Source organism: Pseudomonas sp. FSO-7 (assembly GCF_059579345.1).
The window spans coordinates 1,147,972-1,174,897 of record NZ_CM184193.1; the positions used below are offsets into that span (position 1 = coordinate 1,147,972).

The window sequence follows — 26,926 nt, forward strand, 5'->3', positions numbered from 1 at the left end:
GTGGCGAGGGAGCTTGCTCCCGCTCGGTTGCGCAGCGACCGCAAGATCTTGGGTCTGCTGCGCAGCCCAGCGGGAGCAAGCTCCCTCGCCACGGCGTGTTCACATCTGAGTCGAGGGTGTGAAACAGGCATAAAAAAAGCACCCCGAAGGGTGCTTTTCTGTAGCCGGTTGCTTAACGCTTCAACGAAGCCGGCAAGTGCGGCTGGATAGCCGTCAGCACGGCCTTGAAGCATTTGGTGTTGCCAGCAACGATGTGACCTTTCTCAAGGAAATCGTGGCCGCCAGTGAAGTCGCTCACCAGACCACCGGCTTCCTGGATCAACAGGGCGCCCGCTGCCATGTCCCACTCGGACAGGCCCGACTCCCAGAACGCATCGAAACGGCCAGCGGCCACATAAGCCAGGTCCAGGCTCGCAGCGCCGGCGCGGCGGATGCCGGCGGTCTGGCCGACCAGGGCGCGGAACATGCCCAGGTAGTTGTCCAGGTTGTCCATCTGGTCATCCCGGAACGGGAAGCCGGTACCCAGCAGGGCGCCATCCAGGCTGGTGCGGCCGCTGACGCGCAGGCGACGACCGTTCAGTTGGGCGCCACGGCCACGGCTGGCGGTGAATTCTTCCTGGCGAACCGGGTCCAGCACAACGGCGTGTTCCAGGCGGCCACGGTATTTGCAGGCGATGCTGACAGCGAAGTGAGGAATACCGCGCAGGAAGTTGGTGGTGCCGTCCAGTGGATCGATGATCCACAGGTACTCTTCGCCTTCGATGCCGGTACCGGCGTGCATGCCGGTCTCTTCACCGAGGATGGAGTGGTTCGGGTAAGCCTTGCGCAGGGCGTCGACGATCTTTTGCTCGGCGGCGCGATCCACCTCGGACACGTAGTCCTTGGCGTCTTTTTCATCGACCTTGATGGTATCCAGGCGCTCGATGGAGCGGAAGATCAGTTCACTGGCGCTGCGGGCGGCGCGCAGCGCGATATTCAGCATGGGCTGCATGGATGTGTCACCTAAGGTTGTTAAAGAAAGCCGCGCATTCTATCAGAAAGTTTTCCGAGGAGAAGGTTGGTGTTCGCTTTCATAGCTTAACGGTAGGTGCTTATGTAAGATTTGCTCCCTTTATCGTGTTCGAGAGCGCCTCCCTTGTTGCAGAACATTCGTGTCGTCCTGGTCAATACCAGCCATCCGGGTAACATCGGCGGAGCTGCGCGGGCCATGAAGAACATGGGCCTGTCGCGCCTGGTGCTGGTCGAGCCGCGCTTGTTTCCCCATCACGAAGCCGACGCTCGGGCCTCCGGCGCCGGTGACATCCTCGCCAACGCCCAAGTCGTCGCCACGTTGGAAGACGCCCTGGTGGGTTGCAACCTGGTGCTCGGCACCAGCGCCCGCGACCGGCGTATCCCCTGGCCGCTGCTGGACCCCCGCGAATGCGGCACCAAAGTGGTCGAGGAGGCCGCGCAAGGCTTTGAAATCGCCCTGGTGTTCGGCCGTGAAGACTCCGGCCTGACCAACGACGAGCTGCAGCGATGTCACTTTCACGTGCATATCCCTTCCGACCCCGAGTTCAGTTCCTTGAACCTGGGGGCGGCGGTGCAGGTGTTGAGTTATGAAGTGCGCATGGCTTGGCTGGCGGCCGAAGGCAAGCCCAGCAAAGTCGAAAAAACCGAGGTCACGTCGCCGCGCAGTGAGACACTGGCGACCATGGACGAGCTGGAACGATTCTTTGAACACCTGGAGCAGACCCTGGTGGACATCGAATTCCTCGACCCGGAAAAACCGCGACACTTGATGGCGCGCCTGCGTCGGTTGTACGGACGAAGCTCGGTCAGCCGGGCGGAGATGAATATATTGCGCGGCATCCTCACGGAAACCCAGAAGGCGGCCCGTGGCGAGCTGATTAAGCGGAAGAAATAAAATGTTCGAACGTTTGCGTGAAGATATCCAAAGTGTTTTCCATCGTGACCCGGCGGCGCGCAATGCCTTTGAAGTGCTGACCTGCTACCCGGGCATGCACGCCATCTGGATCCATCGCCTGTCCGGTGCCTTGTGGAACATGGGCTGGAAGTGGCTGGCGCGGCTGGTCTCGAACTTCGGCCGCTGGCTGACCGGGATCGAGATCCACCCGGGTGCCAAGGTCGGCCGTCGGTTCTTCATCGACCACGGCATGGGCATCGTCATCGGTGAAACCGCCGAGATCGGCGACGACGTGACCCTGTACCAGGGCGTGACCCTCGGCGGCACCAGCTGGAACAAAGGCAAGCGCCACCCAACTCTGGAAGACGGCGTGGTGGTCGGTGCCGGCGCCAAGGTGCTTGGGCCGTTCACGGTGGGGGCGGGGGCGAAAGTCGGCTCCAACGCCGTGGTGACCAAGGCCGTGCCGCCCGGAGCGACCGTGGTGGGGATTCCGGGGCGGATCATCGTCAAGTCCGATGAGGAGCAGGATGCCCGTCGCAAGGCCATGGCCGAGAAGATCGGCTTCGACGCCTACGGTGTTGGCGAAGACATGCCCGACCCGGTCGCCCGCGCCATCAACCAGTTGCTCGATCACCTGCAGGCCGTCGATGGGCGCCTGGAGGGGATGTGCGGCGCCCTGAAAGACCTGGGCAGTAATTACTGTGCCAAGGACCTGCCTGAGCTGCGCGAGGAAGATTTCGCGTGTGTGAAGGACAAGGATGAGAGCCAGGCCAGCTGAAGCCCTGCTGGCCCCATCGCGAGCAAGCTCGCTCCCACAGGGAACCTGTGGTGTACGCAAATTGCGCAGCCACCAAAGAACCCTTGTGGGAGCGAGCTTGCTCGCGATGAACGATAACGCGGTATCACTGGTCGCCGCCGACCAGCCTTTGCTATCATGCGCGCGCTCTTTCGCGGGTAAACCTGAGTAAAGCACTAGGTCTTATACTTGACTTAAATACTCGGGAATTGCATACTCGTCCCCATTCCGAACTCCGTGGTAATTGTCCATGCGACTGACTACAAAAGGCCGATACGCCGTGACCGCAATGCTGGATCTGGCATTGCACGCGCAGCACGGGCCGGTGTCCCTGGCCGATATCTCCGAGCGCCAGGGCATTTCCCTGTCTTACCTTGAACAGCTGTTCGCCAAGCTGCGCCGCAGCAACCTGGTTTCCAGTGTTCGCGGCCCCGGCGGCGGCTACCAGCTGTCGCGCGACATGCAAGGCATCCAGGTCGCCCAGGTGATCGATGCGGTGAACGAATCGGTCGATGCGACCAAATGCCAGGGCCTTGGCGACTGCCATGGCGGCGATACTTGCCTGACCCACCACTTGTGGTGCGACCTCAGCCTGCAGATTCACGAATTTCTAAGCGGTATCAGCTTGGCTGACCTTGTAACTCGCCGTGAGGTGCAGGAAGTAGCCCAGCGTCAGGACCAGCGCCGTTGCAACAGCAAGGCGCCGCACCTGGACAAGATTGAAGCGTCCGCCGTCGAATGACCGCCGCAGAGCACGCGGAACGCCAGCCAGCCTGATTTAGGAGAAAGTCCATGAAATTGCCGATTTACCTTGATTACTCTGCGACCACCCCGGTTGATCCGCGTGTTGCGCAAAAAATGAGTGAGTGCTTGCTGGTCGACGGAAACTTCGGCAACCCGGCGTCCCGTTCCCACGTGTTTGGCTGGAAAGCCGAAGAGTCGGTCGAAAACGCCCGCCGCCAGGTCGCTGATCTGGTCAATGCCGACCCACGTGAAATCGTCTGGACCTCCGGTGCCACCGAATCCGACAACCTGGCAATCAAGGGTGTCGCGCATTTCTACCACACCAAGGGCAAGCACCTGATCACCTCCAAGATCGAGCACAAGGCTGTCCTGGACACCATGCGCCAACTGGAGCGTGAAGGCTTCGAAGTCACCTACATCGAGCCCGGCGAAGACGGCATCATCACCCCGGCCATGGTCGAAGCCGCCCTGCGCGACGACACCATCCTGGTCTCGATCATGCACGTGAACAACGAGATCGGCACCGTCAACGACATCGCGGCCATCGGCGAACTGACCCGCTCCAAGGGCGTCCTGTTCCACGTCGACGGCGCGCAGTCCACCGGCAAGGTCGACATCGACCTGTCCAAGCTGAAAGTCGACCTGATGTCGTTCTCCGCCCACAAGACCTACGGCCCTAAAGGCATCGGCGCCCTGTACGTCAGCCGCAAGCCGCGTGTTCGCCTCGAAGCGACCATGCACGGCGGCGGCCACGAGCGTGGCATGCGTTCCGGTACCCTGGCGACCCACCAGATCGTCGGCATGGGCGAAGCCTTCCGCGTCGCCAAGGAAGACATGGCGGCCGAGAATGTACGCATCAAGGCCCTGAGCGACCGCTTCTACAAGCAGGTCGAGCACCTCGAAGAACTCTACGTCAACGGCAGCATGACCGCCCGCGTACCGCACAACCTGAACCTGAGCTTCAACTACGTTGAAGGCGAGTCGCTGATCATGGCGCTCAAGGATCTGGCTGTGTCGTCCGGTTCGGCGTGCACCTCGGCGTCCCTGGAGCCTTCGTATGTGCTGCGCGCCCTGGGCCGCAACGACGAACTGGCCCACAGTTCCATTCGCTTCACCTTCGGCCGTTTCACCACCGAAGAAGAAATCGATTACGCCGCGCAGAAAGTCTGCGAGGCCGTTACCAAGCTGCGCGCTCTGTCGCCGCTGTGGGACATGTACAAAGACGGCGTCGACATTTCGAAAATCGAGTGGGCGGCGCACTGAAGAAGTCGCCACCAGAGCGACTCACTGATGAGGATTGAAGCAAATGGCATATAGCGAAAAGGTCATCGACCACTACGAGAACCCGCGCAACGTCGGCAAGATGGACGCGCAGGATCCTGATGTCGGCACCGGCATGGTCGGCGCCCCGGCGTGCGGCGACGTCATGCGCCTGCAAATCAAGGTCAACGAGCAAGGCATCATCGAAGACGCCAAGTTCAAGACCTATGGCTGCGGTTCGGCCATTGCGTCCAGCTCCCTGGCCACCGAGTGGATGAAGGGCAAGACCCTTGATGAAGCCGAAACCATCAAGAACACCCAACTGGCCGAAGAACTGGCTCTGCCGCCAGTGAAGATCCACTGCTCGGTACTCGCCGAAGACGCCATCAAGGCCGCCGTTCGTGATTACAAGCAGAAGAAAGGCTTGATCTGATCCGCGTTACGGTAAGGAGTTTCCATGGCTATCCAGATGACAGAAGCGGCAGCTAAGCATATCCAGCGCTCCCTCGCGGGGCGCGGCAAGGGCGAGGGTATCCGCCTGGGTGTTCGCACCACGGGCTGCTCTGGCCTTGCCTATGTGCTGGAATTCGTCGACGAAGTGGGCGAAGACGATCAGGTATTCGAAAGTCATGGTCAGAAAGTGATCATCGACCCGAAAAGCCTGACGTACCTGGACGGCACCGAACTGGATTTCGTCAAGGAAGGGTTGAACGAAGGCTTCAAGTTCAACAACCCCAACGTGCGCGGTGAATGTGGCTGCGGCGAAAGCTTCAACATCTGAGGCGGCTTGTGGGTACTCCTTGTCATTTTGCGTTGTTCCAGATGCAGCCTGCGTTCCAGCTGGATCTCGAGCAGTTGTCCGCGCGTTACCTCGAGCTGGCCCGTGGCGTCCATCCCGACCGCTTTGCCGATGCCTCCGAGGCGGAGCAGCGGCGGGCGCTCGAGCAGTCGGCGAACCTCAACGAGGCTTACCAGACGCTCAAGCACCCGGCCAAGCGCGCGCGTTACCTGCTCGCCATCAGCGGCCATGAGTTGCCGCTGGAGGTCACGGTCCACGACCCCGAGTTTCTTTTGCAGCAGATGCAGTGGCGCGAAGAGCTCGAGGACCTGCAGGACAGCGCCGACCTGGCCGGTGTCGCGGTATTCAAGCGGCGCTTGAAAGACGCCCAGCAAACACTGAACGACAGCTTCGCAGCCTGCTGGAACGATGCCGCGCAACGCGAACAGGCCGAACGCCTGATGCGGCGCATGCAGTTCCTCGACAAGCTCACCTACGAAGTGCGCCAGCTAGAAGAGCGCCTCGACGATTAACCCAGTGCCGCTCCGGTCGCACGCCTGATTACAGATAAGTCCTGATTACGATGGCCCTACTGCAGATCGCCGAACCCGGCCAAAGTCCACAACCGCACCAGCGTCGCCTGGCTGTGGGGATCGACTTGGGTACTACCAATTCCCTGGTCGCTGCCTTGCGCAGCGGTCTTTCCGAACCGCTGGCCGACGAGCAGGGGCGGGTGATCCTGCCGTCCGCCGTGCGTTATCACGCCGACCGCGTCGAAGTGGGCGAGTCGGCCAAGCTGGCCGCCGCCACCGACCCTCTGAACACCATTGTCTCGGTCAAGCGCTTGATGGGTCGTGGTCTGTCCGACGTCAAGCAATTGGGCGACCAGCTGCCGTACCGCTTCGTCGGTGGCGAATCCCACATGCCGTTCATCGACACCGTGCAGGGCCCGAAAAGCCCAGTCGAGGTTTCCGCCGACATCCTCAAGGTCCTGCGCCAGCGTGCCGAAGCGGCGTTGGGCGGTGAGCTGGTGGGGGCGGTCATCACTGTTCCGGCCTATTTCGACGACGCCCAGCGTCAAGCCACCAAGGACGCCGCCAAGCTCGCGGGCCTGAACGTGCTGCGCCTGCTCAACGAGCCGACCGCAGCGGCGGTCGCGTATGGCCTGGACCAGCATGCCGAAGGCCTTGTCGCCATCTACGACCTGGGCGGCGGTACATTCGATATTTCGATCCTGCGCCTGACCGGTGGTGTCTTCGAAGTCCTGGCCACCGGTGGCGACAGTGCCCTGGGCGGCGATGACTTCGACCACGCCATCGCCGGCTGGATCATCGAGCAGGCGGGCCTGTCCGCTGACCTCGACCCGGGTGCGCAACGCCATCTGCTGCAAACCGCCTGCGCCGCCAAGGAAGCCTTGACCGACGCCGCCACCGTTGAAGTCGCCTATGGCGAGTGGAAAGCCTCGCTGACCCGCGAAGCCTTCGACGCCCTGATCGAACCCATGGTCGCCCGCAGCCTCAAGGCCTGCCGCCGTGCCGTGCGCGATTCCGGCGTCGAGCTTGAAGATGTGAAAGCCGTGGTCATGGTCGGTGGTTCGACCCGTGTGCCTCGGGTTCGCGAAGCCGTTGCCGAGGCCTTTGGCCGCCAGCCGCTGACCGAAATCGACCCGGACCAGGTGGTGGCCATCGGCGCCGCGATCCAGGCCGATACCCTGGCCGGCAACAAGCGTGACGGCGGCGAGCTGCTGTTGCTCGACGTGATTCCGTTGTCCCTGGGGCTGGAAACCATGGGCGGCCTGATGGAGAAGGTGATTCCACGCAACACCACCATCCCGGTTGCTCGTGCCCAGGACTTCACCACTTATAAAGACGGCCAGTCGGCCATGATGGTCCACGTGCTGCAAGGCGAGCGTGAACTGATCAGCGACTGCCGTTCCCTGGCCCGCTTCGAGTTGCGCGGCATCCCGGCCATGGTCGCGGGTGCGGCGAAGATCCGCGTGACCTTCCAGGTCGATGCTGACGGCTTGCTCAACGTTTCCGCTCGCGAACTGGGTTCGGGCGTTGAGGCGAGCATCCAGGTCAAACCGTCCTACGGCCTGACCGACGGCGAAATCGCCAAGATGCTCAAGGACTCCTTCCAGCACGCCAGCGACGACAAGGTGGCGCGGGTGCTGCGCGAGCAACAGGTCGACGCCCAGCGTCTGATCGAAGCCGTGCAAGGTGCCCTTGAAGCCGATGGCGACCGTTTGCTCGACGCTGAAGAACGCATGGTCATCGAGCTGCAGATGCAGGAACTGTCCGAATTGATCAAAGGCACTGATGGCTATGCCATCGAGCAGCAGACCAAGCGTCTGTCGCAAGTCACCGACGCCTTTGCTGCCCGCCGCCTGGACTCGACGGTGAAAGCCGCCCTGGCGGGGCGCAACCTGAATGAAATCGAGGAATAACTGATGCCGCAGGTGATTTTTCTGCCCCACGAGAAGTTCTGTCCGGAGGGCATGGTCGTGGAGGCTGAGCCGGGAATTTCCATTCTCGAGCTGGCCCATGAGCACCATATCGAGATGGAAAGTGCCTGTGGCGGCGTCTGTGCTTGCACGACTTGCCATTGCATCATTCGTGAGGGCTTCGATTCGCTGGAAGAAGCGGACGATCTGGAGGAAGATTTCCTCGATCGGGCCTGGGGCCTGGAAGCGCAATCGCGCCTGGGCTGCCAAGCCATCGTCGGCACCGAAGACCTGACCGTCGAAATTCCGAAATATTCGCTTAACCATGCGGCCGAAGCGCCGCACTGATGGTGACACTGTCATGAGCTATGGTTGGAATGATGTACAACGCATCGCAGAAGAACTGGCCGAAGCCAAGCCGGACGTGAATCCGCTGACTGTGAATTTTGTCGATTTGCAGCGCTGGATCATGGAGCTACCCGATTTCGACAATACCTCTGGCCGTTGTGGCGAGAAGGTCTTGGAAGCGGTCCAGACGCTCTGGATCGAAGAAATCGACTGATCGACCTGGCAGGTTAGGCAATACCCCTGAACCCGCGTATAATTCGCGGGTTTAATTTTTCGCAAATTACCGTTTCTGGAGTTACACCATGGCTGTTCAACGTACTTTCTCCATCATCAAGCCTGACGCCGTTGCTAAAAACGTGATCGGCAAGATCGTTACCCGCTTCGAAGACGCTGGCCTGCGCGTTGTAGCTTCGAAAATGAAGCAACTGTCCAAAGCCGAAGCCGAAGGCTTCTACGCTGAGCACAGCGAGCGCGGTTTCTTCGGTGAGCTGGTTGCCTTCATGACTTCCGGTCCGGTTGTTGTTCAGGTGCTGGAAGGCGAAAACGCCATCGCTCGCAACCGTGAGCTGATGGGCGCTACCAACCCTAAAGAAGCCGCTGCCGGCACCATCCGTGCTGACTTCGCCGAGTCCATCGACGCCAACGCCGTCCACGGTTCGGACTCCGAAGCCGCTGCCGCTCGCGAAATCGCTTACTTTTTCTCCGCTACTGAAGTAACCACTCGCTAAGCCCAGGCTTTTGAGTGAAGGTGAATCCATGACTACATCGAACGGCAAAACCAACCTGTTGGGCCTGACCCAGCCGGAAATGGAGAAATTCTTCGACTCGATCGGGGAGAAGCGTTTCCGTGCCGGCCAGGTGATGAAATGGATTCACCACTTTGGCGTCGACGACTTCGACGCCATGACGAATGTCGGCAAGGCCCTGCGCGAAAAGCTCAAGGCTGTTGCCGAGATTCGCGGCCCCGAAGTGGTCAGCCAGGACATTTCCAGCGACGGCACCCGCAAGTGGGTGGTGCGCGTGGCGTCCGGCAGCTGCGTCGAGACCGTCTACATTCCCCAGGGCAAGCGCGGCACCTTGTGCGTTTCGTCCCAGGCAGGCTGTGCCCTGGACTGCAGTTTCTGCTCCACCGGCAAGCAAGGCTTCAATAGCAACCTCACCGCCGCCGAAGTGATCGGTCAGGTGTGGATTGCCAACAAATCCTTTGGCAGCGTCCCGGCGACCGTCGACCGTGCCATCACCAACGTGGTGATGATGGGCATGGGTGAGCCGCTGCTGAACTTCGACAACGTCGTTTCCGCCATGCACCTGATGATGGATGACCTGGGCTACGGCATCTCCAAGCGCCGCGTGACCCTGTCCACCTCCGGCGTGGTGCCGATGATCGATGAGCTGGCCAAGCACATCGACGTTTCCCTGGCGTTGTCGCTGCACGCACCCAATGACGCATTGCGTAACCAATTGGTGCCGATCAACAAGAAATATCCGCTTAAGATGCTGCTCGAGTCGTGCCAGCGCTACATGTCGTCCCTGGGCGAAAAACGCGTGCTGACCATCGAGTACACGCTGCTCAAGGATGTGAACGACAAGGTCGAGCACGCGGTCGAGATGATCGAACTGCTCAAGAACATCCCGTGCAAGATCAACCTGATCCCGTTCAATCCGTTCCCGCATTCCGGTTACGAGCGTCCGAGCAACAACGCGATTCGTCGCTTCCAGGATCAGCTTCACCACGCTGGCTTCAACGTCACCGTGCGCACCACCCGCGGCGAAGACATCGACGCCGCCTGTGGCCAATTGGTAGGACAGGTGCTGGATCGCACCCGTCGCAGCGAACGCTACATTGCCGTGCGTGAGTTGAACGCCGCGGACGATGCGGTGCAGAACGCTGCGAACAGTCACTAAGAGAGGAACTCTATGTCCCTGCGCTTCGCGCTCGTTTTGCTGTTGGCCGGCCTTTGTTCCGGTTGTGTCCTGTCGGGTGACTACAACCCGATGAAGACCAGCAAAGGGCGCGACGAGGCACGTGTGGCCTATGTGCAGCTGGGCATCGGCTACCTGCAGCAGGGCATGACCGAACGGGCCAAGGTGCCGCTCAAGAAAGCCCTGGAGCTGGACGATTCAGACCCGGACGCCAACGCGGCCCTGGCCCTGGTGTTCCAGGCCGAGATGGAGTCGGAGCTGGCCGACCAGCATTTTCGCAAGGCGCTGTCCGGCCGGCCCCAGGATGCACGGATCCTGAATAATTACGGCAGCTTTCTTTTCGAGCAGAAACGCTACAAGGAAGCCTACGAGCGCTTCGAGCAGGCTGCCGCCGACACCCTTTACCCTGAGCGTTCGCGGGTTTTCGAGAACCTCGGCATGACGGCTGCGCAGTTGGGCCAGCGTGACCTGGCCCGCCAGCAGCTGGAAAAGGCGCTGCGGCTCAACCGCCAGCAACCGCGGGCGCTGCTGGAAATGGCTGAGTTGTCCTACGAAGACAGGCATTATGTGCCCGCGCGTGACTACTACGAGCGTTTTAGCCTGCTGAGCGAGCAAAATGCACGTAGTCTATTGCTCGGCGTTCGGCTGGCACATGTGTTTGAAGATCGCGACAAAGCTGCAAGTTACGGCTTGCAACTCAAAAGACTCTATCCCGGTACGCCGGAATATCAGCAATACCTGTCGGAGCAATGATGAAAGCGGCGCATCCCGAAGTTGTAGCAGCGACTCGCGTAAATCCCGGTGAGACCCTGCGTCAAGCCCGCGAAAGCAATGGTTGGTCGCTGGCCGAAGTGGCCCTCAAGCTCAATCTTACCGTGGCTTCCCTGGGCAATCTGGAAGCGGGCGCGTTCGACAAGCTGCCTGGGCACACCTTCGCCCGGGGCTACATCCGCGCCTATGCCAAATTGCTCGGCATGGACCAGACCGTGCTGGTCCAGCAATTCGATCAATACACCGGTTCCGATGCCCAGGGCAGCAACGTGCACAGCCTGGGACGCATCGAGGAGCCGGTTCGCGTTTCCCACACCATTTTGCGAATCGTCAGCCTGCTGCTGCTGATCGCGGTGATTGGTGGCGGTTTTGTGTGGTGGCAGGACCAGGCTTCCTTGCGCAACAAGGAGCCAGTCGTCATGAACCCTGAGCACGTCGAGGTCGAGGGCGCTGACGGCACCACCCAGATCCATCCGCTGGACGAGCCGGAAGACCAGGCGGTCGTCGAAGGCCAGGCCGAAGGCGAAACCGCCCTGGCGCTGCCACAAAGCCCGGACGACGCCGATGCCCAGGCGGGTGCCGAGCCGGCTGTTCCAGCCCCGGCCCCGGCAGCCCCGAACACCGGCAGTGCACCGCTTGCCACGGCACCGGCCGCGCCGAGCACGCCAGCGCCGACCGTGGCTGCGCCTGCCACCCACGCCGCGCCTACCGCTCCTGTCGCCCCGGCCGCTCCAGCGGTCCCGACCCCGGCGCCAATCGCGGGTGAAGGCCAGGTGCAGATCCAGTTTGTCGCCGACTGCTGGACGCAGATCACCGACGGCAACGGCAAGGTGCTGTTCAGCGGGCTCAAGCGCAAGGGCGACAGCACGGCCGTCAACGGCAAGCCGCCGTTCGCCGTACGCCTGGGTTATGCCCGTGGCGCGCAGGTCAGCTACAACGGCCAGCCGGTCGACATCGCTCCGTTCACCAGTGGCGAGACCGCTCGCCTGAAGTTGGGTCAATAAGTCATGCACGGCGAATCTCCAATCAAGCGTCGCGAATCCCGAAAGATCTGGGTCGGTAACGTGCCCGTGGGCGGCGATGCGCCTATCGCTGTGCAGAGCATGACCAACAGCGACACCAATGACGTGGCCGCCACGGTCGCGCAGATCAACCGCCTGGAAGCCGCCGGTGTCGACATCGTGCGGGTATCGGTGCCGGACATGGACGCCGCCGAGGCGTTCGGCAAGATCAAGCAACTGGTCAAGGTGCCCTTGGTCGCCGATATCCACTTCGACTACCGCATCGCCCTGCGCGTGGCCGAATTGGGCGTCGATTGCCTGCGCATCAACCCGGGCAACATCGGTCGCGAAGACCGTGTACGCGCCGTGGTGGATGCCGCCCGAGACCGGGGCATCCCGATCCGCATCGGCGTGAACGCCGGTTCCCTGGAAAAAGACCTGCAAAAGAAATACGGCGAACCGACCCCGGCGGCGCTGGTGGAGTCGGCCCTGCGCCATGTCGAGCACCTGGAGCGGCTGAATTTCCAAGACTTCAAGGTCAGCGTGAAGGCCTCCGACGTGTTCATGGCCGTCGAAGCCTACCGCCTGCTGGCCAAGGAAATCGTCCAGCCGCTGCACCTGGGCATCACCGAAGCCGGTGGGTTGCGCTCGGGCACGGTGAAATCCGCCGTCGGCCTCGGTATGCTGCTCGCCGAAGGGATTGGCGATACCATCCGCATCTCGTTGGCGGCTGACCCGGTCGAGGAAGTGAAAGTCGGCTACGACATTCTCAAGTCCCTGCACCTGCGTTCCCGTGGCATCAACTTCATCGCCTGCCCGAGCTGCTCGCGGCAGAACTTCGATGTGGTCAAGACCATGAACGAACTGGAAGGGCGCCTCGAAGACCTGCTGGTGCCGCTGGATGTCGCGGTGATCGGTTGCGTGGTCAACGGGCCGGGCGAAGCCAAGGAGGCCCATATCGGCCTGACTGGCGGTACGCCGAACCTGATTTACATCGACGGCAAGCCGTCGCAGAAACTGACGAATGACAATCTGGTGGATGAGCTGGAACGGCTGATTCGCCAGAAAGCGGCCGAAAAGGTCGAAGCCGACGCAGCGGTTATCGCGCGCGGTTAAGTCGAAAGATTAAGGAATACACGTGAGCAAGTCTCTGCAAGCCATTCGTGGCATGAACGACATCCTGCCCGAGCAGACGCCCCTGTGGCGCTATTTCGAGGGCACCGTGGCGCGCCTGCTGGATAACTACGGTTACCGGCAGATCCGCATGCCGATCGTCGAGTTCACCGAGCTGTTCAAGCGCTCCATCGGTGAAGTGACCGACATCGTCGAAAAAGAGATGTACACCTTCGACGACCGCAACGGCGACTCCCTGACCCTGCGCCCCGAAGGCACGGCGGCCTGCGTGCGTGCGGTGCTCGAACACGGCATCACCGGCGGCGGCCAGGTGCAGAAACTCTGGTACATCGGCCCGATGTTCCGTCACGAGCGCCCGCAGAAAGGCCGTTATCGCCAGTTTCACCAGATTGGCCTGGAAGTGTTCAACCTCGACGGCCCGGACATCGACGCCGAGCTGATTGTCATGACCTGGCGCCTGTGGGGTGAGCTGGGGCTGCGTGACGCGGTCAAGCTCGAACTCAACAGCCTGGGCACCAGCGAGTCCCGTGGCCGCTACCGTGAGGCGTTGGTGGAGTTTCTTTCCGCCCACCTGGACAAGCTCGACGAAGACAGCCAGCGCCGTCTGAAGACCAATCCACTGCGCGTGCTCGACACCAAGAATGCCGACACCCAAGCGGTCCTGGCCGACGCGCCGAAAATGGCCGACTACCTCGACGACGAATCCCGTGCGCACTTCGAAGGGCTGAAGGCCCGCCTGGACGCCGTGGGCATTCCTTACGTGATCAACCCCAAGCTGGTGCGCGGCCTGGATTACTACAGCAAGACCGTCTTCGAGTGGGTCACCGACAAGCTCGGCGCCCAGGGCACCGTGTGTGCCGGTGGCCGCTACGACGGGCTGGTGGAGCAGATGGGCGGCAAGCCGACCCCGGGCGTGGGCTTTGCCATGGGCATCGAGCGCCTGGTGCTGATGCTGGAAGCCTTGGACAAGGTGCCGGAAGCGCTGTCCCGTCAGGTCGACGTCTATCTGTGCGCCTTTGGCGAGGCCGCCGAACTGGCCGCCTTGTCGTTGAGCGAGCGGATCCGCGACCAGTTGCCCAACCTGCGCCTGCAGATCAACGCCGGCGCTGGCAGCTTCAAGAGCCAATTCAAGAAGGCCGACAAGAGCGGTGCGCTTTACGCATTGATCCTCGGTGACGACGAACTGGCCCAACAAGTGGTAGGTTTCAAACCCCTGCGTGGCCAGGGCGAACAACAAAGCATTGCCTGGGATGCGCTTGCTGCACACCTGGCCACCTGCGTCGTGCAGGGTTGAAGCTGTCAAACAGCCGATTTAGCGATTAAGGAGTATTGGGGTGTCGAGTACCGAAGATGAACAGCTGGCGGATTTGAAGGACTGGTGGACGCGCAACGGCAAGCCGCTGGTCACTGGCGGCCTGTTGGCGCTGGTCATCGTGTTCGGCTGGCAGGCCTACCAGAAATACCAGAGCAACCAGTCGCAAGGCGCCTCGGTGCTCTACCAGCAATTGCTGGAAACCACCCTGACCCCGGACGGCAAGCCTGACGCGGCCCGCGTAGCGGACCTGGCCGGCAAGCTGGACAAGGAATTCGGCGGCACTGCCTACGCCCAGTACGGTCGCCTGTTCGTGGCCAAGGTCGCGGTGGACAGCGGCAAGCTGGACGACGCGGCCACCGAGCTCAAAGGTATCGTCGACAAACCGGCCAACCCGACCCTGGGCGAAGTGGCGCGTCAGCGCCTGGCACAGGTGCTGGCGGCACAGAACAAGGCCGAAGAGGCGTTGAAGCTGCTCGACGGTGATGCCGACAAGGCATTCCTGGCGACCCGCGAAGAACTCAAGGGCGACCTGCTGGTACAGCTGGGCCGTGCCGATGAGGCCCATGCGGCCTACCAAAAAGCCAAGGCTGCGCTGTCGGATGAAGCCGCAGTCGGTGGCCTGCAAATCAAGCTGGACGACCTGGCCAAAGGGGATGCGTGACGTGATCCGTTGGAAACATGCAGCATTGCTGGCCCTGGCCATTCTGGCCGCGGGTTGCAGCAGCAACAGCAAGAAAGAACTGCCGCCAGCCGAACTGACCGATTTCAAAGAAGAAGTCGTGTTGCAGAAGCAGTGGAGCCGTTCCATCGGCGATGGCCAGGGTGAAACCTACAACATGCTGGTGCCGGCCATCGATGGCGACACCATCTATGCTGGCGACGTCACCGGTGTGGTGATGGCGATGGACCGCGCCAACGGCGACGTCAAATGGGAAAAGGATCTTGAACTGCCTGTTTCCGGCGCCGTTGGCGTGGGTTACGGCCTGGTCATGATCGGCACGCTCAAGGGCGAGATCGTCGCCCTGGACGCGAGCAGCGGCGAAGAGAAATGGCGCGCCCGCGTGACCAGCGAAGTGCTCGCACCGCCAGCCACCAACGGTGACGTGGTGGTCGTCCAGACCCAGGACGACCGCCTGATCGGCCTGGATGCTGCTACCGGCAACCAGCGCTGGTTGTACGACAGCACCCCGGCGGTACTGACCCTGCGTGGCACCAGCGCACCGATCGTCACCAACCGCCTGGCGGTGGCTGGCTTGTCGACCGGTAAAGTGGTGGCCCTGGATATTTCCAACGGCGTGCCGGTGTGGGAACAGCGCGTAGCGATCCCGCAAGGTCGTTCGGAACTGGAGCGTGTGGTCGACATCGACGGCGGCTTGCTGCTGTCCGGCGGTACGCTGTACGTCGCCAGCTACCAGGGCCGCGTGGCGGCACTGGACCTGGAAAGCGGTCGTCCGCTGTGGCAGCGCGATGCGTCCAGCTATGCCGGTGTCGCCCAGGGCTTTGGCAGCGTCTACGTGAGCCTGTCCTCGGGCACCGTCGAAGGCGTTGACGAGCGTTCCACCACCGCTTTGTGGAGCAACGACTCCCTGGCCCGCCGTCAACTGTCGGCTCCGGAAGTGTTCTCCAGCTACATCGCAGTGGGTGACCTGGAAGGTTACCTGCACCTGCTCAGCCAGGTGGACGGTCGTTTCGTCGGCCGTGAGCGCATCGACAGCGACGGCCTGCGTGCCCGTCCGCTGGTGGCGGGCAACATGATTTATGTGTATGGCAACAGCGGCAAACTGGAAGCCCTGACCATCAAGTAAGACTATGCTTGGGTTAATTCCCAAGCGGCTTCATTCATGTGGGAGCGGGCTTGCTCGCGAAAGCGGTGGATCAGTCGACATTCATGTCAGTGGACTACCGCTATCGCGAGCAAGCTCGCTCCTACAGAATGGCCCCCGAGCACCAGCCGCTGCCTCGCAGCGGCTTTTGTATTTTCTGAAATAACGAAGTGGAGAGCCGCATGGTTCCCGTAATCGCCCTGGTGGGCCGACCGAACGTCGGCAAGTCCACCTTGTTCAACCGCCTGACCAGGACTCGCGACGCCATTGTCGGCGACTTGTCCGGTCTGACCCGTGATCGCCAATACGGTGAGGCCAAGTGGCAAGGGCGTACCTATATTCTGGTCGACACCGGCGGCATCTCCGGTGATGAACATGGCATGGACGAAAAAATGGCCGAGCAGTCGCTGCTCGCCATCGAAGAAGCCGATGTGGTGCTGTTCCTGGTAGACGCCAAGGCCGGTTTCACCGCCGCCGACCAGATGATCGCCGAGCATTTGCGCAAGCGTAACAAGCGTTCCTACGTGGTCGCCAACAAGGTCGACAACATCGACCCGGACATGGCCCGCGCCGAGTTCGCACCGTTGGGCATGGGCCAGGCGATCCCGATCGCCGGCGCCCACGGGCGTGGCATCACCCAGATGCTGGAAATCGCCCTGGAGAGTTTCCCCAAGGACGACGAAGAAGAACCGGAAGAGGGCGAGGAAGAGATCGTTGCCGAAGGCGAGGAAGCCAAGCGCATTCCGGGCCCGAGCGAAAAAGACGGGATCAAGATCGCGATCATCGGCCGCCCCAACGTGGGCAAGTCGACACTGGTCAACCGTATGCTCGGTGAAGACCGGGTCATCGTCTACGACCAGCCCGGCACCACCCGCGACAGCATCTACATTCCCTTCGAGCGTAACGAAGAGAAGTACACGCTGATCGACACCGCCGGTGTGCGCAAGCGCGGCAAGATCCACGAAGAAGTTGAAAAGTTCTCCGTGGTCAAGACCCTGCAGGCGATCAAAGACGCCAACGTGGTGATCTTCGTGATGGACGCCCGCGAAGGCGTGGTCGATCACGACCTGAACCTGCTGGGCTTCGCCCTGGAAGCCGGTCGTGCGTTGGTCATCGCGATCAACAAGTGGGACGGCATGACGCCGAGCGAGCGGGATTTCGTCAAGGTCGAATTGCAGCGCCGGCTGTTCTTCGTCGACTTCGCCGACATCCACTTCATCTCGGCCCTGCACGGCACGGGCGTGGGCAACCTCTACGCTTCGGTGCAGAACTCGTTCAAGTCGGCGGTCACCCGCTGGCCGACCAACCGCCTGACCCAGATCCTCGAAGATGCGGTAGGCGAGCACGCGCCACCGATGGTCAACAACCGTCGGATCAAGCTGCGCTACGCTCACTTGGGTGGTGCCAACCCGCCGATTATCGTGATCCACGGTAACCAGATCGAGAAGGTGCCCAAGTCGTATGTCCGCTACCTGGAGAACACCTACCGTCGCGTCCTGAAGCTGGTCGGCACGCCGATCCGCATCGAGTTCAAGGGCGGCGAGAACCCGTACGAAGGCAACAAGAACACGCTCACCGACCGCCAGGTCAACAAGAAGCGCCGCTTGATGTCGCACCACAAGAAGGCCGACAAGAAGCGCCGCGACAAGCGCTGATCCAGGCCTTCCCAAGACCGCTTTTGTGGCGAGGGAGCTTGCTCCCGCTGGGCTGCGCAGCAGCCCCCGGGGTCATGTCTGACGCACCACTGCGCCAGGTGCATCTTGGGGTTGCTTCGCAACCCAGCGGGAGCAAGCTCCCTCGCCACGGTTGTTCGGCGACATAAGAAGGGTGCCCTGTGTGGCACCCTTTTTCATGCCCGGCGATTGGGCTATCCTCGACCTCTCCCGCGCCGCGCCTGAGCCGGGTGCAGACCCAGGGAGCCCCGATGATCACCAGCAAGTTGCCGAACGTCGGCATCACGATTTTCACCCAGATGTCCCAGCTCGCCGCGCAGACGGGGGCGTTGAACCTGTCCCAGGGCTTTCCCGATTTCGATGGCCCGCAGGCCCTGCGCGATGCGGTCGGCCGGCACATTGCCCAAGGTCATAACCAGTACTCACCGATGACCGGCCTGCCGGCGCTGCGCCAGCAGATCGCGGCGAAGATCGCCCGCTGCTACGGCGCCAACGTCGATGCCGATCAGGAAGTCACCGTGACCCCTGGCGCGACCCAGGCGATTTTCTGTGCCATCGCGGCGGTGGTCCACAGCGGTGACGAAGTGATCGTCTTCGACCCAAGCTACGACAGCTACGAGCCTTCCGTGCAATTGGCCGGTGGCCGTTGCGTGCACGTGCCATTGGGCCTGGATGACTTCGCCATCGATTTCGAGAAGCTCGGCGAAGCCCTGAGCCCGCGTACGCGCATGATCATCCTCAACTCGCCGCACAACCCCAGCGGCGCCCTGATCAGCCGCGCCGAGCTGGATCAATTGGCGGCGCTGATTCGCGACCGTGATATCTATCTGGTCAGCGACGAGGTCTACGAACACCTGGTGTTCGACGGTGTTGCCCACGCCAGTGTCCTGGCCCATGAAGAACTGTACCGCCGCGCCTTCGTGGTCAGCTCGTTCGGCAAGACCTACCACGTCACCGGCTGGAAAACCGGCTACGTGGTGGCGCCAGCGGCCCTGACGGCGGAGCTGCGCAAGGTGCACCAGTACGTCAGCTTTTGTGGGGTGACACCGTTGCAGTACGCCCTGGCCGACTACATGGCCGAGCGTCCGGAACACGTCGATGAACTGCCGGACTTCTACCAGGCCAAGCGCGACCTGTTCTGCGATCTGCTCACCCCGTCGCGGTTCAGCTTCAAGCGCGTGACCGGCACGTATTTCCAGTTGGTGGATTATTCGCGGATTCGCCCGGACCTGAATGACGTCGACATGGCGATGTGGATGACCCGCGAGCATGGCGTGGCGACGATTCCGATCTCGGTGTTCTACCAGGACCCACCCCAAGGCCAGCGCCTGGTACGCCTGTGCTTTGCCAAACGCGAGGAGACGCTGCGCGAAGCGGCGGAAAAACTATGCGTGATTTGAGCGCGTTGCCGGACCTCGACATTGCCCTGGTCCAGACCACCCTGGCCTGGCACGACCGCGAGGCCAACCTGGAACATTTCGATGCGCTGCTGGAGCAGGCGCGCGGGGCTGACCTGATCATCCTTCCGGAAATGTTCACCACGGGTTTTTCCATGGAGTCCGAAACCCTGGCGGAGCCGGAAAACGGCCCGACGCGTCAATGGCTCAAGGCCCAGGCGGCAAAGCTGGGCGCGGTCATCACCGGCAGTGTGATCATCCAGGCCGCTGACGGCAGTCACCGTAATCGCCTGCTGTGGGCCCGACCGGACGGTGATGTACTGCATTACGACAAGCGCCACCTGTTTCGCATGGCCGGCGAGCACAACCACTACACGCCGGGTGAGCGACAGGTGCTGTTCGAGCTCAAGGGCTGGCGAATTCGTCCGCTGATTTGCTACGACCTGCGCTTTCCGGTGTGGAGCCGCGACGCCGAGGACACCGACCTGCTGCTGTACACCGCCAACTGGCCCGGAGCGCGGCGCATGCACTGGAACCGGTTGCTGCCGGCCCGGGCGATCGAGAACCTGTGCTACGTGGCGGCGGTCAACCGCGTCGGCACCGATGGCAAGGGCTTCGCCTACACCGGTGACAGTCAGGTGCTGGATTTCCAGGGTGAAACCTTGCTCAGCGCCGGTGACGCGGATGGTGTGTTCACGGTGTGTTTGAAGGCGGCGGACCTGGCGGCCTATCGCACGCGCTTTCCAGCGAACCTGGATGCCGATCGCTTCGAATTCACAAATTGAAACGATTCAGCCTCAAGGAACGGTGTTGCGTGCCGATAACCGGTCAGCCAAGGAGAAGTCCCTATGACCAGCATCAGCGCAACCACCGTAAATCCTTATCCATTGTCAGCCCCTAAAGTCTCCATTCGTGGGGCTGAAGAAGAGAAAGCTGTCAGTCCAGTGGCATCGACTGACAGCAGCGAAGACAAAGACAAGAAACTGAAAGTCGACACCAGCGGCGCGAATATCGCTGGCGTGGGCGGTAGCAACGGCAGCAATGTCATCGAACAGCTGAAGAAGCAGATCGAGCGGACCGAGAAGTTACTGGCCGAACAGCAAGCCCAACTGGCCCGCGTCCAGAAAAGCCGGGCCGATCAGGAGCAGAAGGCCCAGGAAACCATGGCGATTCAAACCCAGATCATGGCGACCCAAGCGACTTTGCAAACCTTGCAGGCCGCGCTATTGCAGGCGATGACTGTCTCGATCGATACCCATGCCTGAGATTTTGGTTGCCTGACAGGCGGCCATCGCGAGCAAGCTCGCTCCCACAGGTTGCATCATGTCGATCCGTGTGGGAGCGAGCTTGCTCGCGATGAGGCCCTGACAGGCACCACAAAACCACCCGCCAAACAAAAAGGCCCCAGGGTTCACACCCCGGGGCCTTTTGCATTTCATCGGTGGATCAGGCCGCCTTGGCCTCCGGCTGGCTCAGCGAACGGTTCAGCGCGCTGAACAGCGCCTTGAAGCTGGCCGTGGTGATGTTCTCATCGATACCCACGCCATGCACCGCACGCTCGCCGTTGACTCGCAGTTCGATGTACGCCGCCGCCTTGGCGTTGGTGCCGGCGCCGATGGCGTGTTCGTTGTAGTCCATGATCTCCACCGGAATCGGCAGGCCGGCCACCAGCGCTTCCAGGGCGCCGTTGCCTCTGCCACGCCAATGCAGGTTGGTCTCGCCCTGGCCCTTGCTCGCCACTTCCACTTCCACGGCGCTGTTGCCGTTTTCCTCTTGCAGGCGATGGCTGACCAGCGCGTACGGGGTGTTGGCTTGCAGGTATTCACGCTGCAGCAGGGCGTGGATCTGCTGGGCGGTCATTTCCAGCCCCAGGCGATCGGTTTCGCGCTGTACCACCTGGCTGAACTCGATCTGCATGCGACGCGGCAGGCTGATGCCGTATTCCTGCTCCAGCAGGTAAGCGATGCCGCCCTTGCCCGACTGGCTGTTGACGCGAATCACCGCCTCGTAGCTGCGGCCGATGTCGGCCGGGTCGATCGGCAGGTACGGCACTTCCCACAGTCCGTCCGATTTCTGCTGGGCGAAGCCCTTGCGGATCGCGTCCTGGTGCGAACCGGAGAACGCGGTGTGAACCAGGTCACCGACGTACGGATGGCGTGGGTGCACCGGGATCTGGTTGCATTCCTCGACCACTTTGCGCACGCCGTCGATGTCGGAGAAGTCCAGCTCAGGGTTGATGCCCTGGGTGTAGAGGTTCAGCGCCACGGTCACCAGGTCGACGTTACCGGTGCGTTCGCCGTTGCCGAACAGGCAGCCTTCGACGCGGTCGGCACCGGCCATCAGGCCCAGCTCGGTGGCGGCCACGCCGGTGCCACGGTCGTTGTGGGTGTGCAGGCTGATGAGTACGCTGTCACGACGGGTGATGTTGCGGTGGAACCACTCGATCTGGTCGGCGTAGATGTTCGGGGTGGCGACTTCCACGGTGGCGGGCAGGTTGAGGATCACCTTGCGCTCGGGCGTCGGGTTCCAGACTTCGATCACGGCGTCGCAGACTTCCTTGGCGAACTCCAGCTCAGTGGCGCTGAACGTCTCTGGCGAGTATTCGAACTGCCATTGGGTTTCCGGCTGCTGCGCGGCGTATTTGACGAACAGCTTGGCCGCGTTCACCGCGATTTCCTTCACGCCTTCCTTGTCCTGGTTGAACACGATGCGGCGGAACGACGGGCAGGTAGCGTTGTACAGGTGGACGATGGCTTTCTTCGCGCCACGCAGGGACTCGAACGTACGGGCGATCAGGTCTTCACGGGCCTGGGTCAGCACCTGGATGGTGGTGTCGTCCGGGATGTGGCCTTCTTCGATGAGGGTGCGCACGAAGTCGAAGTCGGTCTGGGAAGCGGCCGGGAACGAGGCTTCGATTTCCTTCACGCCCACCGCGACCAGGGTTTTCCAGAAGCGCAGCTTCTTGACCGCATCCATCGGCTCGATCAGCGACTGGTTGCCGTCGCGCAGGTCGGAGCTGCACCAGATCGGCGCGGCGGTGATGGTCTTCGACGGCCAGGTGCGATCCGGCAGGTTGATGGTCGGGAAGGCGCGGTATTTGGAAGACGGGTCTTTGAGCATGCTCATGGGGCAATCCTTATTGTCGTGGCCGGAAAAAGGCGGCCTGCCGGTGGTTCGAATGGGGGGCTTCACAGCCGGGACGAGGTGCCGCGATTCAGCCCGGCAGTCGTGCGCTGACGAGGCACAGGCTGCGGTGCTGGCGAAGCTGGATGAGGGTGTGAGAGGTTTTCATGCCCTCAACCCTAACCGCGTGAAGGGCGGATCGCAAGCAGTCGGGAAAAATTGAGATAAGTTCTGCTTTTGCGCGGGTTTGCGAGATTTAATCGCGCATATTTGAAGTGTTTATATTGGAAATTGCGTCGATGTTTTGGGCTTGGCAATTCACAGGAGGGTGGCGATGCGGCTGCCGCCATCGCGAGCAAGCTCGCTCCCACAGGTGTAGCGGCGTTTTTGAGTGCGCCGAAATACCCATGTGGGAGCGAGCTTGCTCGCGATGAGGCCAGTGGTCCCACCACAGCACTCAGGGCTGAAACGCCCCGATGAAAATCGCCGGATCCACCCGCGCATCGTTCAAGCTGACGTTCCAGTGCATATGCGGCCCCGTCGCGCGGCCGGTGGCGCCGACCTTGCCCACCACCGTGCCCCGGGCCAGTTGCTGGCCGACCTTCACGTCGATCTTCGACATGTGGCAGAACATGCTGATGAAGCCCTGGCCGTGGTCGACGAACACGGTGTTGCCATTGAAGAAGTAATTGCCGGTGAGGATCACTTTGCCGGCGGCCGGGGTCTTGATCGGCGTGCCGGCGGGCACTGCGAAGTCCAGGCCGGCGTGGGGGTTGCGCTCTTCGCCGTTGAAGAAGCGGCGCACGCCGAACTTGCTCGACAGCGGGCCGTTGACCGGTTTGTCCAACAACAGGTTGCTGGGGATGTTCGGGCTGAAGCTGCGGTAGGCCTTCAGTTGCACCGCCAGCTCGGCGTCGATGCGCTTGAGGTCCGCCGGGTTCGGATTGACCTGGCGTTTGTTCTTCAGGGTGATGTGTTGTTCGGGGTACTTCTTGTAGCCGACCACGAACGGCTGGGTGCTGCCGCCGCTGCTGATCTGCTGGGTGCCGGGCTGGACCGTCAGCGGGATGCCGACAATCGCCAGCCAGTTTTGTTGTTCCTTGACCACCAGCACCGGTTTGCCTTGGTAGGTGGCTTTGGGGGCCTGGGCCGCGCTGCCCAGGTCCACCACGGCCACGCCGCCGGGCACCGGTTTGTTCAACAGGCGGGTGATGTAGCTGTCGGCGTGGGCATTGAAGGTCAGGCACAGCAAGAGCAATGGGGCGAGATATCGCGGCATGAATCAATCCAGTAAAGAAAGGGTGACCGGCGTCAGGTGATTGTCTTCGACCCGCACCAGCAGTTCGCCTTCGCCGAGCTTGGCGGTCAGGCGCTGGCCGGTCTGGGTTTGCCCGGCGCTGCGGATCGCCTGGCCGCGTTCGTCGAGCAAAATGCTGTAGCCCCGGCCGAGGGTCGCCAGGGGGCTGACGATGTGCAGCGTTTGCATCTGGTTGTGCAATTGCACGCGCCGTGCCTTGAGCCCTTCGCGCATGGCCCGGGGCAGGCGTTCGGCCAGGCTGTCCAGGCGTTGGCGCAGCATGGCCAGTTGTCGGCCCGGGTGTTGCCCGGCCAGGCGGGTTTCCAGGCGGATCAGCCGTTCGCGACGGGTGTTGAGGCTGCGTTCGAACGCCCGGCGCATGCGCATGTCCAGGTCGTCGAGGCGCTGGGCTTGCTGGCGCAGGCGTTCGCCGGGATGACGCAGGCGCCGGGTGAGGCCTTCGAGGCGCAATTGGTCGCGCATCAACCGGTCGCGCATGCGCATCACCAGCCGGCGATGCAGGCTTTCGACCCGACGCACCAGGTCGCCGGCATCCGGCGCCAGCAGTTCGGCGGCGGCGGACGGGGTCGGGGCGCGGACGTCGGCGACGAAATCGCTGATGGACACGTCGGTTTCATGGCCTACGGCGCTGACGATTGGCGTGATGCAGGCGTCCACCGCCCGGGCCACGGCTTCTTCGTTGAAGCACCACAAGTCTTCCAGCGAACCGCCGCCTCGGGCCAGGATCAGTGCATCGAAACCGCGGGCATCGGCCAGTTTCAGGGCGCGGACGATTTGCGCGGTGGCTTCGCGGCCTTGCACGGCGGTGGGAATCAAGGTCAGGGATATCTGCGGCGCGCGGCGGCGGAACACGCTGATGATGTCGCGGATCACCGCGCCGGTGGGCGAACTGATGATGCCGATGCGTTGCGGGTGGGCCGGCAACGGCACCTTGCGCTCGGCACTGAACAGGCCTTCGGCGCTGAGTTTTTCCTTCAAGGCATCGAAGGCCAGGCGCAGGGCGCCATCGCCGGCCGGCTCCACGGTGTCGAGGATCAATTGATAGTCGCCACGGCCTTCGAACAGCGAGACCTTGCCGCGCACTTTCACCGCCAGGCCATCCTTTAGGGCCTGGCGCACCCGCGCGGCATTCTGCCGGAACAGCGCGCAACGCACCTGGGCGCCGCTGTCCTTGAGGGTGAAATACACGTGGCCGGAGGCCGGACGGGCGAGGTTGGAGATTTCGCCCTCGACCCAGATGTTGCTGAACACGTCTTCAAGCAACACCCGCGCACGGCCGTTGAGCTGGCTGACAGTCAGGACCTCGCGGTCCAGGCCCAGTCGGGCAAAGGGATCTTTAATCATGGGCGGCATGATAAGGGCATTCGCCGGTGAATCTCCATGTGTGCAGACAAATCAGACCGAGTTGTCTGCATCGCGAGCAGGCTCGCTCCCACACTGGATCTTTGCTGCGACACAAATCCCCTGTGGGAGCGAGCCTGCTCGCGATTGCAATGGGTCAGTCACCACAAATGCTGGATGTGTCGCCCTGGATCTGGCTAAAGTCGCCCGCTTCATCACCAAGGAAGTCGGCAATGGATCTTCTGTCATGGTTGGGCCAATGGGCATTTGCGCCAACGCAATGGCTGGTGATCGGCCTGGCCATCGCCGTTGCCTACATCGTGTTCGGCATCGCCGGCTTCGGCACGGCGCTGGTGGCCGCGCCCATCCTGCTGCTGTTCATGCCGCTGTCGAAGATCGTCCCGCTGCTGGTCTTGCTCGATTTTGTCGCAGCCTTTGGCAACCTGTTGCCATCGCGTCGGGACGTGTCCCGACCGGAGCTGCTGCGGTTGCTGCCATGCATGGCCGTGGGCTGCACCCTGGGGGTGATTTTCCTGCTCAACCTCAAGTCCGACCTGTTGCTGCTGTTGATGGGGCTGTTCATCTGCTGCTATGCCATCTACAGCCTGTTGATAAAGACCCGGCCCACGCAGTTGTCATCGCTGTGGGCGTTTCCGATGGGCACGGTGGGCGGGATGTTCGGGGCATTGTTCGGCAGTGGCGGCTTTTTATATGCAATCTACCTGAACAGCCGCCTACCTAAAGATCCGGCCCGAGCCACGCAAAGTGCCTTGATCAGTTGCAGCACCGTGGTGCGCTTGAGCTTGTTTATCGTCGCCGGTGTGTATGCCGAGCTACCCTTGCTGGTACTGGCGCTGTGTTTGTTGCCGGCCATGGCGCTGGGGTTGTGGGTAGGGCGTCGCTTGACCATGAGGTTGTCGCGCGAGGCATTCGTGCGATTGGTGACCTGGCTGGTGCTCGCCAGCGGCATTGCCTTGATCGGGCGTTACCTGAGTGCTTGACCTGGCCCCGCCAGGGATTAAGCTGCCGGCCTTTGATCAGACCCTGCCAGGGAAACAGCCAGGCCTCGCCATGAATTCGCAAAGCATCATCGTCCCGAAAATTTCTACCCTGCCGGTCCACGAGCCTCGGGCCCGAGCGATCGTGCGCTGGCTGGTGCGCAAAAATATCGTCGAAGAACAACTGACCACCTGCGGACGTACCGGCAATCGCATGGCCCACGCCATCGCCCCCGGGGCTCGCGACGTGGTCATGCACCCCGAAGCCTTGCCGTTCGGCGAATCGATCAACGGCCTGGAGATCATCACCAAGCGCTGCATCTATACACCGGCCAAGGGCTTTCTCGAAGAAGCCGGTTGTGCCGAGTGTCGCCGGGAGGTTGGCGAAGCGTTGTTCGAAAGCCTGGAAGACTGGATGCCGGCGCGCACCGACAACTTCACCTGCCCCGAATGCGGTCATGAAGATGACATCAATGGTTTCCTGTTCCTGCAGCCGTGTGGTTTTTCCAACCTGGGATTCATCTTCAACAACTGGCTGGAGGCGGGGTTCAAGCAGGACTTTCTCGATGAATTCGCCGATTGGCTCGATCAGCCGGTGAGTTGGGTGAAGGTGGAGTTGTAGCGAGCAACACACACTGCGGCGATGAATACACAACCCTGTGGCGAGGGAGCTTGCTCCCGCTCGGTTGCGCAGCAACCGCCAAAAAGCCGGGGCCGCTTCGCAGCCCAGCGGGAGCAAGGGGCAGCCTGTCCCTGCTCCAAACAGGTTCTGAGCTTAGATGGGCGTGCAGTGATTTAGCCCGTCAATCACCCCGCCAATAATAGACAGAGTTT

The 26,926-nt window shown here is 62.0% G+C and carries 28 protein-coding genes; 24 read left to right on the forward strand and 4 right to left on the reverse strand.

Going from position 1 to position 26,926, the window contains the following annotated elements; all coding sequences use genetic code 11:
- Window positions 1-172 precede the first annotated feature (172 nt).
- Window positions 173-991, reverse strand: coding sequence for a type III secretion system regulator SuhB (gene suhB, locus AC515T_RS04865; protein WP_003185165.1), 819 nt, complete (start codon window positions 989-991; stop codon window positions 173-175).
- Between the two features lie 144 nt (window positions 992-1,135).
- Between suhB and trmJ the strand changes: the two genes are divergently transcribed.
- From trmJ to AC515T_RS04975, 22 genes are all read left to right on the forward strand, one after another.
- The gene (gene trmJ, locus AC515T_RS04870; RefSeq protein ID WP_003185164.1) at window positions 1,136-1,906 is read left to right on the forward strand and encodes a tRNA (cytosine(32)/uridine(32)-2'-O)-methyltransferase TrmJ; all 771 of its coding nucleotides are present in this window, start codon (window positions 1,136-1,138) and stop codon (window positions 1,904-1,906) included.
- 1 nt (window position 1,907) lies between these two features.
- Window positions 1,908-2,684, forward strand: a complete 777-nt coding sequence (cysE, locus tag AC515T_RS04875) for a serine O-acetyltransferase (protein WP_092165673.1) — start codon at window positions 1,908-1,910, stop codon at window positions 2,682-2,684.
- Between the two features lie 268 nt (window positions 2,685-2,952).
- A complete protein-coding gene (gene iscR, locus AC515T_RS04880; RefSeq protein ID WP_003185160.1) occupies window positions 2,953-3,444 on the forward strand; it encodes a Fe-S cluster assembly transcriptional regulator IscR in 492 nt (163 codons plus the stop codon).
- A 50-nt stretch (window positions 3,445-3,494) separates the two neighbouring features.
- Window positions 3,495-4,709: an IscS subfamily cysteine desulfurase gene (locus AC515T_RS04885; protein ID WP_496531633.1), complete on the forward strand. Its 1,215-nt coding sequence runs from the start codon at window positions 3,495-3,497 to the stop codon at window positions 4,707-4,709.
- A gap of 43 nt (window positions 4,710-4,752) precedes the next feature.
- Complete coding sequence (gene iscU, locus AC515T_RS04890) at window positions 4,753-5,139, forward strand: Fe-S cluster assembly scaffold IscU (RefSeq protein WP_003185157.1); 387 nt, start codon at window positions 4,753-4,755, stop codon at window positions 5,137-5,139.
- A gap of 24 nt (window positions 5,140-5,163) precedes the next feature.
- On the forward strand, window positions 5,164-5,487 hold the full coding sequence (iscA, locus tag AC515T_RS04895) for an iron-sulfur cluster assembly protein IscA (RefSeq protein WP_122568811.1): 324 nt from the start codon (window positions 5,164-5,166) through the stop codon (window positions 5,485-5,487).
- A gap of 8 nt (window positions 5,488-5,495) precedes the next feature.
- Entirely contained in the window at window positions 5,496-6,017 is a 522-nt protein-coding gene (gene hscB / locus AC515T_RS04900; protein WP_250964535.1) for a co-chaperone HscB, read from the forward strand.
- Window positions 6,018-6,067: 50 nt separating this feature from the next.
- Entirely contained in the window at window positions 6,068-7,930 is a 1,863-nt protein-coding gene (gene hscA, locus AC515T_RS04905) for a Fe-S protein assembly chaperone HscA (protein ID WP_496531634.1), read from the forward strand.
- A 3-nt stretch (window positions 7,931-7,933) separates the two neighbouring features.
- Window positions 7,934-8,275: an ISC system 2Fe-2S type ferredoxin gene (fdx, locus tag AC515T_RS04910; protein WP_018611575.1), complete on the forward strand. Its 342-nt coding sequence runs from the start codon at window positions 7,934-7,936 to the stop codon at window positions 8,273-8,275.
- 13 nt (window positions 8,276-8,288) lie between these two features.
- Entirely contained in the window at window positions 8,289-8,489 is a 201-nt protein-coding gene (iscX, locus tag AC515T_RS04915) for a Fe-S cluster assembly protein IscX (RefSeq protein ID WP_109753617.1), read from the forward strand.
- An 88-nt stretch (window positions 8,490-8,577) separates the two neighbouring features.
- Window positions 8,578-9,003, forward strand: coding sequence for a nucleoside-diphosphate kinase (gene ndk, locus AC515T_RS04920; RefSeq protein ID WP_042727994.1), 426 nt, complete (start codon window positions 8,578-8,580; stop codon window positions 9,001-9,003).
- 28 nt (window positions 9,004-9,031) lie between these two features.
- Complete coding sequence (gene rlmN / locus AC515T_RS04925) at window positions 9,032-10,180, forward strand: dual-specificity RNA methyltransferase RlmN (protein WP_053118626.1); 1,149 nt, start codon at window positions 9,032-9,034, stop codon at window positions 10,178-10,180.
- A 12-nt stretch (window positions 10,181-10,192) separates the two neighbouring features.
- On the forward strand, window positions 10,193-10,951 hold the full coding sequence (gene pilW / locus AC515T_RS04930) for a type IV pilus biogenesis/stability protein PilW (protein ID WP_072408090.1): 759 nt from the start codon (window positions 10,193-10,195) through the stop codon (window positions 10,949-10,951).
- Entirely contained in the window at window positions 10,951-11,973 is a 1,023-nt protein-coding gene (locus AC515T_RS04935) for a RodZ domain-containing protein (protein WP_496531635.1), read from the forward strand. The genes pilW and AC515T_RS04935 overlap by 1 nt, the downstream gene beginning before the upstream one ends.
- Window positions 11,974-11,976: 3 nt before the next feature.
- Window positions 11,977-13,086, forward strand: a complete 1,110-nt coding sequence (gene ispG / locus AC515T_RS04940) for a flavodoxin-dependent (E)-4-hydroxy-3-methylbut-2-enyl-diphosphate synthase (protein ID WP_003185136.1) — start codon at window positions 11,977-11,979, stop codon at window positions 13,084-13,086.
- Between the two features lie 22 nt (window positions 13,087-13,108).
- A complete protein-coding gene (hisS, locus tag AC515T_RS04945; RefSeq protein WP_496531636.1) occupies window positions 13,109-14,398 on the forward strand; it encodes a histidine--tRNA ligase in 1,290 nt (429 codons plus the stop codon).
- Window positions 14,399-14,438: 40 nt separating this feature from the next.
- The gene (locus tag AC515T_RS04950) at window positions 14,439-15,080 is read left to right on the forward strand and encodes a YfgM family protein (RefSeq protein WP_063322849.1); all 642 of its coding nucleotides are present in this window, start codon (window positions 14,439-14,441) and stop codon (window positions 15,078-15,080) included.
- Window positions 15,073-16,224: an outer membrane protein assembly factor BamB gene (gene bamB, locus AC515T_RS04955; protein WP_496531637.1), complete on the forward strand. Its 1,152-nt coding sequence runs from the start codon at window positions 15,073-15,075 to the stop codon at window positions 16,222-16,224. The genes AC515T_RS04950 and bamB overlap by 8 nt, the downstream gene beginning before the upstream one ends.
- 200 nt (window positions 16,225-16,424) lie before the next feature.
- A complete protein-coding gene (gene der, locus AC515T_RS04960; RefSeq protein ID WP_058542534.1) occupies window positions 16,425-17,897 on the forward strand; it encodes a ribosome biogenesis GTPase Der in 1,473 nt (490 codons plus the stop codon).
- Between the two features lie 269 nt (window positions 17,898-18,166).
- Window positions 18,167-19,315 (forward strand): pyridoxal phosphate-dependent aminotransferase, encoded by a 1,149-nt coding sequence (locus AC515T_RS04965; RefSeq protein ID WP_496531638.1) that lies wholly within the window; start codon window positions 18,167-18,169, stop codon window positions 19,313-19,315.
- Window positions 19,303-20,097 (forward strand): amidohydrolase, encoded by a 795-nt coding sequence (locus AC515T_RS04970; protein ID WP_496531639.1) that lies wholly within the window; start codon window positions 19,303-19,305, stop codon window positions 20,095-20,097. Before AC515T_RS04965 ends, AC515T_RS04970 begins: the two co-directional genes overlap by 13 nt.
- Window positions 20,098-20,160: 63 nt before the next feature.
- Complete coding sequence (locus AC515T_RS04975) at window positions 20,161-20,577, forward strand: hypothetical protein (RefSeq protein WP_496531640.1); 417 nt, start codon at window positions 20,161-20,163, stop codon at window positions 20,575-20,577.
- A 181-nt stretch (window positions 20,578-20,758) separates the two neighbouring features.
- On the opposite strand, the gene leuA is transcribed toward AC515T_RS04975, so the two are convergent.
- The 3 genes from leuA to xseA form a co-directional block, all read right to left on the reverse strand.
- The gene (gene leuA, locus AC515T_RS04980; RefSeq protein ID WP_496531641.1) at window positions 20,759-22,438 is read right to left on the reverse strand and encodes a 2-isopropylmalate synthase; all 1,680 of its coding nucleotides are present in this window, start codon (window positions 22,436-22,438) and stop codon (window positions 20,759-20,761) included.
- 454 nt (window positions 22,439-22,892) lie between these two features.
- Window positions 22,893-23,714 (reverse strand): peptidoglycan DD-metalloendopeptidase family protein, encoded by an 822-nt coding sequence (locus AC515T_RS04985; RefSeq protein WP_496531642.1) that lies wholly within the window; start codon window positions 23,712-23,714, stop codon window positions 22,893-22,895.
- 3 nt (window positions 23,715-23,717) lie between these two features.
- Window positions 23,718-25,097 (reverse strand): exodeoxyribonuclease VII large subunit, encoded by a 1,380-nt coding sequence (gene xseA, locus AC515T_RS04990; RefSeq protein WP_496531643.1) that lies wholly within the window; start codon window positions 25,095-25,097, stop codon window positions 23,718-23,720.
- Between the two features lie 230 nt (window positions 25,098-25,327).
- Between xseA and AC515T_RS04995 the strand changes: the two genes are divergently transcribed.
- Both AC515T_RS04995 and AC515T_RS05000 read left to right on the forward strand, forming a co-directional pair.
- On the forward strand, window positions 25,328-26,095 hold the full coding sequence (locus tag AC515T_RS04995) for a sulfite exporter TauE/SafE family protein (RefSeq protein WP_496531644.1): 768 nt from the start codon (window positions 25,328-25,330) through the stop codon (window positions 26,093-26,095).
- A gap of 70 nt (window positions 26,096-26,165) precedes the next feature.
- Window positions 26,166-26,714, forward strand: coding sequence for a sugar ABC transporter ATPase (locus AC515T_RS05000; protein ID WP_122568902.1), 549 nt, complete (start codon window positions 26,166-26,168; stop codon window positions 26,712-26,714).
- The last annotated feature ends 212 nt before the right edge of the window (window positions 26,715-26,926 follow it).